The organism is Burkholderia sp. A2, assembly GCF_001729305.1.
GTDB lineage: Bacteria > Pseudomonadota > Gammaproteobacteria > Burkholderiales > Burkholderiaceae > Burkholderia > Burkholderia sola.
On record NZ_LZXX01000120.1, the window covers coordinates 1496 to 16165 of the forward strand.

Consider the following 14670-nt stretch of genomic DNA (forward strand, 5'->3'; position numbering starts at 1 on the left):
TGATCGACGTGACGAGCGCGAACAGCATGCCGGCCGGCAGTGCGCTGAGGGTGAGGAATTCCATCGCGGATTCTCCATTTGTGTTCAAGGCTGGGATGGATCCAGTGTAGCGACGGTTTTCTGTACAGTACCGGCACAGTTTGCCTGGCGGATGCCGGTACGGGCGAGACTTGTCGGACGTCTAAGAGATGAGCAATGTTGTTTCTCAGAAAAGATGTCCGTGGTCTCAATAGGTTGTCTTCGAATAATTGGCCGCCTTCTGCACATTAAGGGTGTAACCTACCTCCCTATGCGGGAATGATCGTGGAAAATTTGCCAATATCGGATTTTTCATGCATGTTTGGCCGAACTCGCCCTGTTGTTGTTTTCGTATTGGAGGCGCTTACCTGCCCGTTTAACGTTTGAAGTTCGTCCGCGCAAACTTACGGAGAAATCGATGCTCCGGCACGTTGAGCCGGATGTAGCATGCAATTGTCCTTCGAGTGTTTCTCTCGGCATCACGGGGGGGCATCGGCTCCCGCAATCGTGTGAATCTTGTGGAGAAGCGAAGGTAGATGACAAGATGCCCATACTGACGGCAATCAAAAGCTTTTGGTCAGACCTACCCCCAAAGTACGGCCGCGACCGACCGAAACCAGCTGCATGCCCGAGTACAGGCTGCCGAAGGTTTCATAGCGCTTGTCGAAAAGATTGCGGCCGAACAGATAAACTTCGAGATCCTTGTTTTTCCATCCAATCTGGGCATTCACAAGGCTATAGGCATCAAGGTAATAAGATTTGTCGATATCCGCGGTGCGCTTGCCTGTGTATTGGTATTGAAGGTCGGCAGAGAGCTTGCCGGGCAAATGAATCGCCTTGGCTGAGGTTTCGTATTGCAGCCCGGCCGTCGCCGTCCATTTCGGTGTGTTCGGAACAGGATTGCCAGTGACCGTATTGACCGCGGCGCCGTTGGCTCCGAGTTCGCTATGGATGTAGCCGACGCCTCCGGAGAAGCTCAAGCCTTCAGCGATGAGCGCGCGCGCCTGCAATTCGAAACCACTGGTCTTGTAGTCCTGGTATGTTGTCCGGAAAGCGCCAAGCGAAGGATCGAGATAGGACATGACACCGTTCTTGATGTCGTTGTGATAGACGCTGGCATCGATCTGAAGACGATGGTCAAGAAGATCGGCCTTGACGCCCGCTTCGTAAGTCCACCCCAAAGCGGCCGGATAGGGGTTGCCCACGATGCCATCGACCGGATAGCTAAAGAGCGGGTACACCCGTGACGCGTGACCACGAGCAACCGACACGTAGCTTTGAATGTCGTTCGTCCACTTGAAGGAGAGTGCTACCCGACCTGTCGGATAGGTTTGCGACGTTGAGTTGGAGCCGGTCAGCGAAGCGAGGCCCAGGGAGTTGTCCTGCTTCATCTCGATATTGTCATGGCTTACCCGACCGCCGATCGAAAACTCCCAGCGGTTCGCAAAGGGGATCGAAACGTCCCCGAACAGTCCTAGATTGGTCGTGTCGAGATTGCTTTTCATCGCGACTGAGCCGGAATACGGAGGCGGCGCGCACTGCGTACTGCTGCACCAGCGTATGCCGTTGGTTCGCATGGCACTGGCGCCGACGACCCAGCGAACCGGGGCACCTTCGAGTGAATTCAGCCGAATCTCCTGGCTGAAGATGTTCTCCTGATCCGTCGAATGGCCCACGTTACTGGATGCGGGAAACCCGATCGCGTCATAGACAAGTTTGTCCACGAGATCGAGTTCGCTTTCCAGCTTGTTGTGCTGGTAGGAACTGATGGAAGTGAGCTGGAAATTCTTGAAGAAGTGCTCGACGGTCACGGTGGCGCCCGCTTGCGTCGTCTTCAAGTCCGGCTCGGTCAGGATGCCACTGGTCGGAAACTGACTGGCGCTACGCAGGACATAGAGCGGGGAGTTAGCCTGATCATGCAGATAGTTACCCGTCACTGTGATGAGCGTGTCGTCCAGCCCCGTGAAGCGTAGTCCTCCACGGAATGCACCGATGTCGCGCTTGCCCAGCTTGTCGGTGTAAAGGCTGCGTATATCGCCATTCTCATGGCCATAACGGATCGCCATGCGTCCGTCGAGTTGTCCGGGCACGATATTGCCGCCAAGAACCGCCTCGCCCATGCGATAGCCGTGTTCGCCGACCTCGGTTGTCACGTGAACATCCCGAGTTCCGTCAGGCTGCTTCGTGACAACGTTGATGGCGCCGCCCAGCGCATTGGTTCCCCATAGCGTGCCTTGAGGGCCGCGCAACACTTCGATATGGTCGACGTCGAGCAACATGTTCGACGCGCTCATCATGCTGTTCGGCACACCATCGACATTGAATGCGATCGTGCCATCGGCGTAGTTGGCAGGCGTCCCAAGTGAACTGACACCGCGAATCGAGAACCACTGGGAGCCTGTGGCGCGGCTGACCCATTGCACATTGGGCGCATGGCCGGCGATAGCCACACCTGGATCGAAGGGCGATTCCTTCAAGGTCTTCGCCTGCAGAACCGTGATGCTTTCAGGCACATCCTGAAGGCGTTCGGTCGTTTTCCGGGCGGTGACCGTGACGGGCTCAAGGACCGTGCTCTCTGCGCTCGATGCCGACGTGCCGCTATCCGGCGACTCAGTGGTTGATTGCGCTTGCTTTCCTTCGGCAGCGAACACGTCCGGAGCAGCGACGGCGACGGCTGCGGCAATCGTTGCGTTGAGCAATGTATGTCGGACGGTACGGACGACACGCAAGCCACACGCCGGGAGCCCTTCGCGCATCGCGTCGATCGAGCCTGAACTTCTGCCAAGGGATGGATGAAAGGGAGAGCGATGGACCGCACATTGCCCTTCAATATGAGGCGTGTTAGACATTAAACGAGACTCATTTGCATTATCGGGATCGTCAATTTACCGATTCGGCGACACACCTCCGTAGCGAGATTTGGCCAATTCCTTGTTCAATCAGGCCAAGTGTATGTCTTTCCATCGAGATGGCCGTATTGCGAAATAAATTGACTAGATTTCGCAGTGTAGAAGTGTGGTTGCACGGGTAGGCTGCGCCTCATCGTGGCCTGCCATGTCTGTTCTCTGGCCGGCCGAGTACTTCGTCCTTCCCGAGGAATACCCGTGCACTCACATATCATCGGCAGATCGGCCATGCGCGGCCGTTCAAGCGCCATCTCGATTCCCTTTGCTCGAGCGGGGCGCGCATGAGCACCGCCGCTCTCTCCCGTACCAAACCCATTGTCATAAGCGTTGTTGGGCTGGTCGTTGTCTTCGGCCTGCTGTATGCCTGGCGCGCTGTTCGAAGCGGCGGCGCAGAACAACAGGCCATGCCGCCGATGCCTGTCTCGACGATCCGCGCAGAGCCTCGCAGTGTGGCCGACGAGTGGCAGGCCGTTGGCAGCCTGCAAGCCGTGCATGAAGTGCTGCTGGCTCCCGATACCTCGGGGCGAGTGACCGCCGTCAATTTCGACGCAGGCCAGTCCGTGAAGGAAGGGGCGGTGCTGATTCAGCTCTACGATGCCCCCGAACAAGCAGATCGTGCCGCTGCCGTGGCCAAAGCCGATTTCGCCCAGTTGCAACTCAGGCGTTCGCAAGCGTTGGCGCCTACCGGTGCGGAACCGCGCGAATTGCTCGAACAACATATGGCGGACGCTGCCCAGACTGCGGCGGCAGTCCGGCAACTGGACGCACGCATTCAGCAAAAGTCGATTCGCGCGCCGTTCTCCGGTCAGTTAGGTATCCGACGGATCAACCTGGGTCAGTATCTCAATGCCGGTGACGCGATCGCCACGCTGACCCAGCTCGATCCGCTCTATGTCAACTTCACGTTGCCGCAGCAGGACATGCCCAGGCTGACGTCGGGCGCACCGGTTCAGGTAACGGTGGATGCCGTGCCGGGGAGGGTATTCACCGCCAGGATCAGCGCCATCGAACCGCGTATCGATGGAGAAACCCGCAATGTGGCCGTTCAGGCGCTGTTGCCCAATACCGACCGGTTGCTGAAACCCGGCATGTACGTGACGGCGCGGCTGGAATTGCCCGCCACGACCGACAATATCGTATTGCCGCTGACGGCGATCCAGACTTCGGCCTCCGGTGACAGCGTGGTGGTCGTGAAAGGGGCCGACGCGCAGGGAATCGGCAAGGCGGTTGCCGTGCCGGTCGTCACCGGCCGCCGGCTCGGGGAGGAGGTGCTTGTCACCCAAGGCGTCAAGCCTGGCGACGTCGTGGTGATGGCTGGCCAGAACCGTCTTCCGCCCGGTGCGACCGTAAAAATCAACAGCACGCCCCCTTCGGCAACGGCGACTCCTGATGCCCCAGCCGTTGCGTCCTCCAGCGCCAGCGCGCGGTAAAGGAAACCACGCCATGCGCTTTACAGACATCTTCATCCGTCGACCCATTCTGGCACTGGTCGTCAGCCTGCTCATTCTGCTGATGGGTGCCACGTCGATTTTCCTGTTGCCGGTGCGGCAATACCCCTATCTCGAAAACGCCACCATCACGGTCAGTACCACGCTTCCGGGGGCAACCCAGGACGTGATGCAGGGTTTCGTGACCACGCCGATCGCGCAGTCCATCGCCACGGCCAGCGGGATTGAATACCTGAGTTCGACCACCACGCAAGGCAAGAGCGAGATCAAGGCGCGATTGGTGCTCAACGCCAACGCCGATCGTGCGATGACCGAAATCCTTGCCAAGGTGCAGCAGGTCAAGTACCAGTTGCCGGCGGGCATCACCGATCCGGTCATCAGCAAGTCCACCGAAGGCGGTACAGCGGTGCAATACATCGCCTTCTACAGCAAGACGCTGTCGATCCCGCAAGTGACGGATTTCGCATCGCGGGTTGCACAGCCTCTGCTCACCAGCATCCCGGGGGTGGCCTCGGCGGACGTCTATGGCGGCCAGACGCTGGCCATGCGCATCTGGATCGACCCGGTGAGGTTGGCCGCGCGCGGGCTGTCGGCCGGCGAGATATCGGCCGCGCTGCGCGCCAACAACGTGCAGGCCGCGCCGGGCCAGCTCAAGAGCGCGCTGACCGTCACCAACATCAGCGCGGCTACCGATTTGCGCAGCGTCGAGGACTTCCGCCGGATGGTCGTGAAGTCGAGCCCCGGCGGAGGCGTAGTGCGGTTGTCGGATGTCGCCACCGTGGAAATAGGCGGCCAAAACTACAATAGCCTCTCGTTCGCCACCGGCATACCCGCGATCTTCGTCGCTATCCAGCCCACGCCGGCCGGGAACCCACTGGAGATCGTCAAGCAGGCCAACGAACTGCTGACCAGGATTCGTGCAATGGCGCCCCCAGGACTGACGGTAGCGCCTAACTACAACGTAGCGCGCTTCGTCAATGCTTCGATCGAGGAAGTAAAACACACGCTGGTGGAAGCCATCGTGATCGTGATCGCGGTGATCTTCCTGTTCCTCGGCACGTTCCGCGCGGTGATCATTCCGGTCGTCACCATTCCGTTGTCGCTGGTCGGTACCGCTGCGTTGATGCTGGTCTGCGGTTTTTCGATCAACCTGTTGACACTGCTGGCGATGGTGCTGGCGATCGGTCTGGTGGTGGACGATGCCATCGTCGTGGTGGAGAACATCCATCGACACATTGAGGAGGGGCTGACACCTGTGCGCGCGGCCCTGCTCGGCGCACGCGAAATCGTCGGGCCGGTGATCGCCATGACTATCACGTTGGCGGCGGTCTATGCGCCAATCGGCATGATGGGTGGACTGACCGGCGCGCTGTTCAAGGAGTTCGCCTTCACATTGGCGGGCTCGGTCATCGTCTCGGGAGTGGTCGCGCTGACGCTCTCGCCGGTGATGAGCTCGATGCTGCTCAGTTCCAGGCAGGGCGAGGGACGGCTGGCGAAGCGGGTCGAGCACTACATGGAAGGGCTGACGGCATTCTATGGGCGCCTGCTGGCCCGCACGCTAGCCGCTCGCGGTGCGGTGCTGCTGGTCGGTGTGGCCGTGCTGGCCGCCATCGCGGTGCTGTTCACCGGCACTCGCCGCGAACTGGCGCCGACCGAGGATCAAGGCGCCGTCATCGTCGTCACCAAGGCCCCGCAATATGCGGGCGTCGGCTACACCGCCCGCTATGCTCAGCAGATCGAAAAGCTGTTCGAGCAGATTCCCGAGTTCGACAGCAGTTTCATGAATATCGGCGACTCCGCCGGTGGCCAGAACATGATGCTCGGTGGCGCGATCCTCAAGGACTGGTCGAAACGCAAGCGGTCGGCCACCGAGATCCAGGGGCAGATTCAAGCCGCCGGCGGCGCCATCGATGGCGAGACGTTGACCGCCGTGCAGTTGCCCCCGCTACCGGGTTCCAGCGGCGGCCTGCCGGTGCAGATGGTGCTGCGCTCGCCCGACGACTTCAGGACGCTGTACGAGACCGGCGAAAAGATCAAGGCAGCGGCATATGCCAGCGGTCTGTTCCTCTACGTGCAGAACGACCTGTCCTACGACAGCCCGCAGGCGCACATCACGATCGACAATGCGAAGGCCAGCGAAATGGGGGTAACCATGCAGTCTGTCGCCGATACCCTTGCCGTGCTGGTCGGCGAAAACTACGTCAATCGCTTCAACTTCCACGACCGCTCCTACGACGTGATCCCGCAAGTGCGCGGCGCCGAGCGTATGACACCGGAAGACCTCGGGCGTTTCTATGTCAAAACGACCTCCGGCGCGCTGGTGCCATTGTCAACCGTGACGCATGTCGAGATGCGCCCGCAAGCGAACCAGCTCACCCAGTTCGGCCAGATGAATTCGACCACGCTCGAAATGCTGCCGGCGCCGGGCGTGAGCATGGGCGAGGCCGTGAAGTTCCTGCAATCGCAGCCGCTGCCGCCCGGCACCAGTGTGGACTGGCTCAGCGAGAGCCGCCAGTTCGTGCAGGAAGGCAACCGTCTGCTTGTCTCATTCTGCTTCGCGCTGGTGGTGATCTTCCTGGTGCTGGCCGCGCAATTCGAGAGCCTGCGCGATCCACTGGTGATCCTGGTGACCGTGCCGCTGGCGGTCTGTGGCGCGCTGGTGCCGCTGTGGCTGGGCTTTGCCACGCTCAATATCTATACCCAGATCGGATTGGTCACCTTGATCGGCCTGATCTCCAAGCACGGCATCCTGATGGTCACTTTCGCCAACCATATCCAGCACCATGAAAACCTGAACCGCATCGAGGCGATCGAGAAGGCGGCGGCGGTGCGGATGCGTCCTGTCTTGATGACCACGGCGGCAATGGTTGCCGGCCTTGTGCCGCTGTTGTTCGCAGACGGCGCAGGCTCGGCCAGCCGGTTCTCCATCGGCATCGTGGTGGTGATGGGCATGATGGTCGGTACCTTCTTCACACTGTTCGTACTACCGACCATCTACAGCTTCATCGCCAAGGATCACCGGGTAACAGCGGAAAGTTCTCGCGCCCGCGAACTCGCTACTGCGGAGGCTCCCGATGTCGCCCTTTAAACCGGTTCCTGCGATGCGTATTGTGTCGCGTCCGGCGACGCTTCCCTCTCCGCGCGCTGCCTTCATGGCGATGGCCGTTGCCATTATCACCGCAGGTTGCGCCAGCGGCCCCGATTACCACGCGCCAGCCTTACCGGAAACCGCTGCAGGCCCCTTCGTCAGTCACCCGTCCAATACGGATGTCGCCGAAGCGCTGCCCGCGAACTGGTGGAAGCTGTATGACGACCCCGCGCTCGACAATCTGGTGCAGGAAGCCTTGTCGGCCAATACCAACCTGCGCGTGGCGATGGCCAACCTCGATCGCGCGCGGGCCATCTACACGGAAGCGCGCAGCGGGCAATTCCCTTCGACCAGTATGTCAGGCGGCGTGGGAGACGGGCGCGATCAGACCACGTGGTCCGGCACCGGCCAGGCCCCCGCGCAATGGAGCTACAGCGCAGGCCTCGACGTCTCCTATGAACTCGACCTGTTCGGTCGGGTCAGGCGCGACATCGAGGCTGCTCGCGACGACACCGATGCAGTCGCCGCCGCCTACGATGCCGCCAGGGTAGTGGTTGTTGCGGAGACGACGCGGGCCTATGTGGACGCCTGCAGCTACGGTGAGTCCGTCGGCGTAGCGCGCTCGTCCGTCGAGCTGGCACAGCGCAGCCTGGATCTCATCGACAGCCAGGCGCACGCTGGCTCGGCGTCGCATCTGGATGTCGAACGGGCTGGCGTCACGCTGGCTCAGGCCCAGGCGGCATTGCCGCCCTTGCAAGGCCAGCGCGAAGCCGCACTGTTCGAGCTGGCCGCGTTGACGGGGCGCACGCCCTCGCAAGTGCCGGAACCGGCGCGTGCCTGCACCAAGGCTCCCGAGATTTCCGGTGCGTTGCCGGTTGGCGATGGCACTGCGCTGCTGCGTCGTCGTCCCGACGTACGTCAGGCCGAGCGCCAACTGGCGGCGGATACCGCCCGCATCGGCGTGGCCGTGGCGGATCTCTATCCGCGTGTCACGCTGGGCGCCTCGGGTAACTACCTGCGCAACGACTACCTGAAAGGCAATCGCACCTTGTCCTTCTCTTTTGGGCCACTCATCTCGTGGACGTTCCCCAACATGATGGTGGCTCGCAGTCGCATTGTGCAGGCGAAGGCGCAAAGCGCGGCGTCGCTGGCCAGCTTCGACGGCGCCGTGCTGAATGCACTGAAGGAGTCGGAGCAATCGTTGAGCGCCTATGGCGCGGCGATGCAGCAGCGCGATGCGCTGGTAGAGGCGCGTGACCGTGCCGAGAATGCCTTCCGGCTGGCCGACCAGCGTTACCGCGCCGGCTCCATCAGCTACCTCGACGTGATCGTGGCACAGACCAGTCTGATCGACGCGAAAGCCCAGGTGGCCGCTGCTGACCAGCGAGTCGGTTCTGCGCGAGTCAGCGTATTCAAGGCGCTTGGTGGTGGCTGGGAACAGGCCAGTACGCAGTAATGCTTGATGGCATCGGCGCGTGGGCGATCTCACCGTCGCGCCGATGTCTGATGCCAACCATTAGCCACGCGGCTCCGCGTTGTCGCGAACAACCGGAAGTTCGGCATAGCGAAGGAATACAGATATGGACCCGCACGACGACCCGCCTCGGATCATTGACCTGATTACATCATTCGGTAGCAAGAGCCTGCCGTCTGGCAAACACACGATGAAGCACACCACATCAGCCTGTCCGGCGACCACACCGCCGATGTCGTCTCAGGAACAACGATTGGCGGCCAGCCGACTGCGACCGACGATCGCTCGTACCCGTGTCCTGTCCGTACTGGAACAGGCGGCGCCGCGCTGTCTCGATGCCAGTCAAATGTATCGCATCCTCTGCACGCAACTCGACAGCCTCAAACCGGCCTCGATTTACCGTGCTCTGAATGATTTATGGACCTCCGGCTTGCTGGTCCGTACGGAGGGCGCACAAGGCCGCGCACTCTACGCGCTCAAGCCGGACAGGAAGAACCTTCAGAACGACACCGTGCGCTGCCACTGTGGCGCGCGGTTGGTTTTTATTGAGGATCGGGCATTGCACGAGCATCTCCGATCACTGGCGACCAAGGAAGGCTTCGATCTCGACAACGAGCCAGCTTTTACCATCACCGTGACGTGTGCGGAATGTCGGCCGTTACGCGGGAGAAGAGAATAGGTGACCTTAAACCGAGGTCGCCCGATTTGACAGCGCCTCGCCGCTGTTTGCTGCCTGGCCTCCATGCTCGGTGGACGACGGCACGCTCCACTCAAGGTGAGACTTAATCGGGAAGCACGATGCCGCGTACGGCATCAGACTGCGCGTTTGTCGTTCGATCGGAAAGGTATCGTGCTGGCGGCTTGCCTGCCGCCTTGCGGAACATGGTGATGAACCCGCTGGCATTTTCGTAGCCCAGTTCCAGCGCCACCGTTTGTACGCTTTCGCCGATGGTCAGGCGTTGAAGCGCAAGGATCACATGCAGTTGCCGGCGCCAGCGTCCGAAGCTCATGCCGATTTCGTGCAGCAGAAGCCGGCTCATGCTTCGCTCGCTCATGCCAATGCGGGTAGCCCAATCGCCCTTTGAGGTTTTGTCGGTAGGATCGGCCAACAGCATTTCCGCGAGTCGGCGCAATCGCGGATCATGCGGCATCGGCAAATGCAGGTCTTCTACCGGAGCCGCCGCCAACTCATCAAGCAACGCGGCAATCAGTCGGTCTTCCCGGCCGCCCGACGGGTATGACGCGGGGAAGCCGGCCACCTTCAGAAGCAACTCGCGCAGCAATGGCGAGACGGAGATCGTGCAGCAGGTTTTCGGAAGATCCGGTGCGGCATCAGGCTCCACGAACAGGCAATGACATTCGGTTTCACCGGATCCCCGTGCCGAGTGGGGCAAGTCTCCCGGTATCCATACCGCGCATTGCGGCGGCACGATCCAGACACCGTTTTCGATTTCGCAGTTGAGGATGCCACGGACGGAGTAAAGCAGTTGCGCTCTACGGTGCCGATGCCTCGCATGTTCCCAGCCCTTTGCTACCGACATGGCACTCAGGGCGACAACGGGCCGGGGCAGGTTATCCACGTCCTTGGCCACGGTCGGATCGGTGATGGCAATGCTTGACATGATGCGTATCGGGCTTGGGATCCAAGATGAGGCGCTGGCCTAATTGAAAAATATTATGGCCAACTTGTGCAATGACGTCCAGTCATTCCGTCGGTATCGTGTGATTGACCATGCTGGTCGTTCTGCTCGCCACGGCTATTGTGCTTCCGGTCCGGAGGGGTATCTCGTTTTCCTGACGAAGTGGGGCTGCCAGCTATTTCCCGTGATGCGCCGAAGGAGTATTGGCATGTTGATTGACGCCTCGAAGTTCCCCCTGGTCTGGATGCGACTAAACGCGCCAGGCACTGAGCCCACAGCCTCGCCTTTTGCCGAGTTCGAGGGATTGCTCGCACGGAAGGAGGTTTTCGTTCTACTCAACGACGAGGGGCTTGATAAAGGCGAACACGAACATTCGCCGGAAGAAAGGAAGCAAACCTCGCTTTGGATGAAACGCCACAAGAGCGAATTGCAGACCTTCGTCAAGGCAGGGATCTACATCGAACCGAATACCGCCAAGCGACTGGCGACCAAGGCGTTCGCTCTGGTGTACGAAAAATTTTGGGGCTATCCCATGCTCACGGTTGCGACGAAAGACGAGGCGCTGGCCCTGGCGCGCAGGTTGTTGCCGGGCGAGCAAACGGATGCATCGTCGCACTAGGCCCGACTGATGAGGTGGGTCGGAATCTGGAGGCCGGCGCGTTAAGAGGCGGTACGCGCACCGAAGAAATGAGGCAGGTCAATGGCATCGAAAACGGTCGAAACCCAGCGCTCCGTCTCCGTCGGCAGCAAGATTCGCTTGCTGCGCCAGCGCCAGGGTCGCACGTTGGACGACGTTGCGACCGTCTCGCAGCTTTCCAAGCCCTTTCTTTCGCAGGTCGAGCGAGATCACGCCAGCCCGTCGATCACTTCGCTCGCGAGCATCGCGAAAGCGCTGGGCGTGTCAGCCAGCTATTTCATCGATACGCCGACCGAGGAAAGTTGCGTGCGACGCCGTGAGGATCTGCGGTACTTCGCCTTCGCCGATTCCGCCGATCTGCTCGCGCGCCTGTCGATTCGGCCGGGCGACCGCCAACTCGAAGCGATTCTCGTGCGTATGTCGCCCGGCGAGCGCCCAGGCAGAGGAACCATGCACGCGCGCGAGGAATTCGTGCATGTGCTCAGCGGTGAAGTGACGATCACGCTGGAAGGCAAAACGTTCGTGCTCGGTGTGGGCGACAGCGCGCACTATGAATCGACGATTCCGCCTATCTGGACCAACACGCGCGACGACGAGGCCGTGCTGGTCTGGGTGGGCACGCCGCGGCTGCTTTGACCGGCGCGCGGCGCGCACATGGACGGGCGGCGAATTTTGTGAGGCCGTAGACGCTTTTCGTGCCCCCACCATCGCTTCCGGCCCCCCTCCGATCCGTACCTCGACTCCTTTCCCCCCGCGAATGGCGTTTCCGGCAGACCCAAGCCATGATGGTTGAGCGAGATCATGTTGCTTTCTGGGTCACGGGAGAGACCCACAAGAGTTGATGGGTGATGCGTCGCGCGTGTTCAGCGGCCGGCGTCGTAAGGGGAACGGCGCCGCGTGGTGGGGCAGAGGGAAATTCGCTGATGTCACGATACACGGAACTTGTGCTCAATTCCGGCGATATGCTGGCGCCCCCATCATCGCGCCAGTTACGCCGCTATCGACATACAATTCGGCGGCTTGCACGTAAGACGATTCATCCGAGCATATAGCGCGAGGAGTGCTGACTGCGCTTGCCGCTGAAACGCTCATTCATTGCGCTGCTGGTTGCCCAGTTCCGTCGAGACACCTAGGCAGGGCCGCGACATTCCCAAGGACGACTTTTCTGAGAATTCCCAGGGCCACGGACATCTTTTCTGAGAAGAGAGGCATGTAAATTTCTCAAAAAAGATGTCCAAGCCCTTGATCTGTCTAGGGGACCAACGACACCTTTTCTGAGAGCCCAAAGTTATTGTGGGCTCTCAGAAAAGATGTCCGTCGTCTCAATATGTTGTCTTTGAATAAAAGGCGGCGTCCCCCGCGTTCGGGATAAGGTCTGACTTGCTCTGCGAGAATCGGCAGGTCAATATTTTTCAGTGTGGGATTTTGACGCAATGTTAGATCGACACCATCGCGTCGTTGTTGCCGCACTGAGGACACTCAACCGCCACTTCACTTCGAGCGCTTATCGGCAGAGAGAGGAGCGGGGAGTGAGGAGCGGGGAGCGCGAACGGCTAACGCTAAGCTACGCACGGCGTAACTCGGCCAGGTCGCCGATCGTCGTTGCTCGGCGCGATGTTTCAACATTCGAAGAGAAAGATCTCGTTGTGATGCGCGCGAGACTCGTCTACCTGAGAGCTGTCGCGGAAGCGAAATGCTCGCGCGTTCGTGAAGTCGAAACTGTCATCAGACGGGTATCCGATCGCATCCCATGCTGCTCTTGATGGGAAAATTATCGTACATGAGGTCGATCTAACGGGCGTGCAGGTGCCGGTGAATGCCCGCTATCACGGCACGGCGACGGCCTCACTGGTCGTTCGTGACGACTTACATGTGCCGCAGCAACCACTAGAGCAAAAGGTCGTTGTTGTTCCAGTCCTCACTGCCAATGGCGCAAGTACGGTTGAAAGTACTCCCTCCGATAAGCTTCCGATCAAGATGATCTATCGAGCAATCGTCTCGCTAGTATCGGGATTGGACGGTGCATCGGCTGCTTTTCCCAATGTCGTACTCGTCAATCATTCCATTTGCGACGAATACGCGCCCTCTGTAAAGAGGTCATCCCAATGGGGATTTTCGCTAAACATTGCAATTTGGACACTCACGCTGGGAAAGAACGGTTCTGGGGTATATGGAGTCGGTGGTGGCATGGTACTCGACTCCAAAGCGGGTCTCAAATGGAACGAATGCCAATGGAAATCGCGGGTGTTGGGTAACGTTAGCAGCGAAGGGTGGCGCGAAGCCAATCATTGCAAGCTGGCCTGCGTAACGCACTAACGCACGGTCAGCGCGCCTCGATGAATTCTCTCCCCGCATCGATGAAGGCGCTCTCTCTCGACAGCCTGGCGTTTCTCGGGTTGCGACCAGGTAATCGGAATCCCAGTCGTTCTCCCAGTCGCTTTCGTAAAGCTTCCAAATTACATAATCAATGGAAAGGTAAGCGCGGCATCTACGTCAGGCGCAATATTTGCCGATAATCCGAATTTGTTGTGTTTGAAATAGCATTTTCGACATTTTAAAAAATTTCGCGGAGCCTCATAATTCGATCGATCGCTAACAGATGAGGTCTATTTGGCGGATATGTATTCGTGGAGCCATCCATTGCTCACGCCCGTCATCCCGCTCTGTCTCGATGACCTCCGGATGCGGCAAATATCTCGTGACACGATATTCATGGCGGATATACGTGGATACGCAGATCCGCTCGATACTACGGGTGACGCACCGGGATTTATGCGATTCGAGCGGGAATTCGACGGAGTCAAACATGTCTTGCTTGCGCGAGGCTTGCTTTCGGCAGCGTGTGCGGTAGTGGGCGGAAGTCTGCCCGCAATCTTTGCGGAGCCAGGATAAGAGTCTCGCAAAGAAAATCCTCGCCATCCATCGGATATGCAGTGGGCGCCAACCCGTCAAGCATTGCACCTCGGTGTAGGTCGTGCCTGAATCAAATATCCGCCCAGCCCAGCCCCTGAATATCGGCTCGCACTGCGATGCCGATGGCATGCGGACGTCAGTCATGCACGCGTATTCCGATGGGGAAACATGAGGCCGGCCGCTCGCGACGGATTATTTAAAAGCGATTCGTGAGAGCGCTTCGTTGAATGAAATCTTTGATGGAAGCAATCTCGTGAAAATTACGGCGGAGGCCGACGACATTGACGTTGGCCTGCAAATCGCCCGAAAGCTGCTGCCGGATGTGACGTCGCTCGCGCTTTTCATTGCAACCGATTCTCCCACTATCAGTAGTCGCAGCCATCTCGCAGATCGCGATCGAGTCGCGTGAGCAATGCGTTCCGGAAAGGATGTGCCGGAGGGAAATTCGCATGCAGGGTTCCGGATGGAACCGGCAGGCATAGGCGTTGTTGAAGAAAAACCAGAACCGATTGGTTGTTATTCATTGATTGTGAGAGGTCGCTCCAT

10 protein-coding genes and 1 pseudogene are annotated in these 14670 nt (G+C 59.6%); 7 read left to right on the plus strand and 4 right to left on the minus strand.

Annotated elements, in window-relative coordinates:
- Positions 1 to 64, minus strand: a pseudogene (locus A9Z05_RS36490) (LysE family translocator); the annotation flags it as partial.
- 517 nt (positions 65 to 581) lie between these two features.
- Entirely contained in the window at positions 582 to 2774 is a 2193-nt protein-coding gene (locus A9Z05_RS27475) for a TonB-dependent receptor (protein ID WP_069620869.1), read from the minus strand.
- A gap of 431 nt (positions 2775 to 3205) precedes the next feature.
- Here A9Z05_RS27475 and A9Z05_RS27480 point away from each other — a divergent pair, with 431 nt between their 5' ends.
- From A9Z05_RS27480 to A9Z05_RS35390, 4 genes are all read left to right on the plus strand, one after another.
- Positions 3206 to 4354: an efflux RND transporter periplasmic adaptor subunit gene (locus tag A9Z05_RS27480; RefSeq protein WP_069620870.1), complete on the plus strand. Its 1149-nt coding sequence runs from the start codon at positions 3206 to 3208 to the stop codon at positions 4352 to 4354.
- Positions 4326 to 7460, plus strand: coding sequence for an efflux RND transporter permease subunit (locus tag A9Z05_RS27485; RefSeq protein ID WP_371090924.1), 3135 nt, complete (start codon positions 4326 to 4328; stop codon positions 7458 to 7460). Before A9Z05_RS27480 ends, A9Z05_RS27485 begins: the two co-directional genes overlap by 29 nt.
- The gene (locus A9Z05_RS27490) at positions 7447 to 8916 is read left to right on the plus strand and encodes an efflux transporter outer membrane subunit (protein WP_249190364.1); all 1470 of its coding nucleotides are present in this window, start codon (positions 7447 to 7449) and stop codon (positions 8914 to 8916) included. The genes A9Z05_RS27485 and A9Z05_RS27490 overlap by 14 nt, the downstream gene beginning before the upstream one ends.
- Before the next feature lie 124 nt (positions 8917 to 9040).
- Positions 9041 to 9613 (plus strand): Fur family transcriptional regulator, encoded by a 573-nt coding sequence (locus A9Z05_RS35390; protein ID WP_084044471.1) that lies wholly within the window; start codon positions 9041 to 9043, stop codon positions 9611 to 9613.
- Positions 9614 to 9716: 103 nt separating this feature from the next.
- Here the strand turns inward: A9Z05_RS35390 and A9Z05_RS27500 are convergent, their stop codons facing one another.
- Positions 9717 to 10556 (minus strand): helix-turn-helix transcriptional regulator, encoded by an 840-nt coding sequence (locus A9Z05_RS27500; protein ID WP_069620873.1) that lies wholly within the window; start codon positions 10554 to 10556, stop codon positions 9717 to 9719.
- A 226-nt stretch (positions 10557 to 10782) separates the two neighbouring features.
- Here A9Z05_RS27500 and A9Z05_RS27505 point away from each other — a divergent pair, with 226 nt between their 5' ends.
- From A9Z05_RS27505 to A9Z05_RS36500, 3 genes are all read left to right on the plus strand, one after another.
- Positions 10783 to 11193, plus strand: coding sequence for a hypothetical protein (locus A9Z05_RS27505; RefSeq protein WP_059496349.1), 411 nt, complete (start codon positions 10783 to 10785; stop codon positions 11191 to 11193).
- Positions 11194 to 11274: 81 nt separating this feature from the next.
- The gene (locus A9Z05_RS27510) at positions 11275 to 11847 is read left to right on the plus strand and encodes a cupin domain-containing protein (protein ID WP_069620874.1); all 573 of its coding nucleotides are present in this window, start codon (positions 11275 to 11277) and stop codon (positions 11845 to 11847) included.
- A gap of 1071 nt (positions 11848 to 12918) precedes the next feature.
- The gene (locus A9Z05_RS36500) at positions 12919 to 13527 is read left to right on the plus strand and encodes a hypothetical protein (protein ID WP_141723494.1); all 609 of its coding nucleotides are present in this window, start codon (positions 12919 to 12921) and stop codon (positions 13525 to 13527) included.
- A gap of 793 nt (positions 13528 to 14320) precedes the next feature.
- Here A9Z05_RS36500 and A9Z05_RS36505 read toward each other — a convergent pair.
- Positions 14321 to 14575: a hypothetical protein gene (locus A9Z05_RS36505; protein WP_124504941.1), complete on the minus strand. Its 255-nt coding sequence runs from the start codon at positions 14573 to 14575 to the stop codon at positions 14321 to 14323.
- Positions 14576 to 14670: the final 95 nt, after the last annotated feature.

What these genes read in the sequence shown, in the direction of transcription:
- A9Z05_RS36505 (WP_124504941.1), bottom strand. Translation starts at nt 14,575, where the DNA reads ATGCGAATTTCCCTCCGGCACATCCTTTCCGGAACGCATTGCTCACGC.
- A9Z05_RS27500 (WP_069620873.1), bottom strand. Translation starts at nt 10,556, where the DNA reads ATGTCAAGCATTGCCATCACCGATCCGACCGTGGCCAAGGACGTGGAT.
- A9Z05_RS27475 (WP_069620869.1), bottom strand. Translation starts at nt 2,774, where the DNA reads ATGCGCGAAGGGCTCCCGGCGTGTGGCTTGCGTGTCGTCCGTACCGTC.
- A9Z05_RS27510 (WP_069620874.1), top strand. Translation starts at nt 11,275, where the DNA reads ATGGCATCGAAAACGGTCGAAACCCAGCGCTCCGTCTCCGTCGGCAGC.
- A9Z05_RS27480 (WP_069620870.1), top strand. Translation starts at nt 3,206, where the DNA reads ATGAGCACCGCCGCTCTCTCCCGTACCAAACCCATTGTCATAAGCGTT.
- A9Z05_RS27505 (WP_059496349.1), top strand. Translation starts at nt 10,783, where the DNA reads ATGTTGATTGACGCCTCGAAGTTCCCCCTGGTCTGGATGCGACTAAAC.
- A9Z05_RS35390 (WP_084044471.1), top strand. Translation starts at nt 9,041, where the DNA reads ATGGACCCGCACGACGACCCGCCTCGGATCATTGACCTGATTACATCA.
- A9Z05_RS27490 (WP_249190364.1), top strand. Translation starts at nt 7,447, where the DNA reads ATGTCGCCCTTTAAACCGGTTCCTGCGATGCGTATTGTGTCGCGTCCG.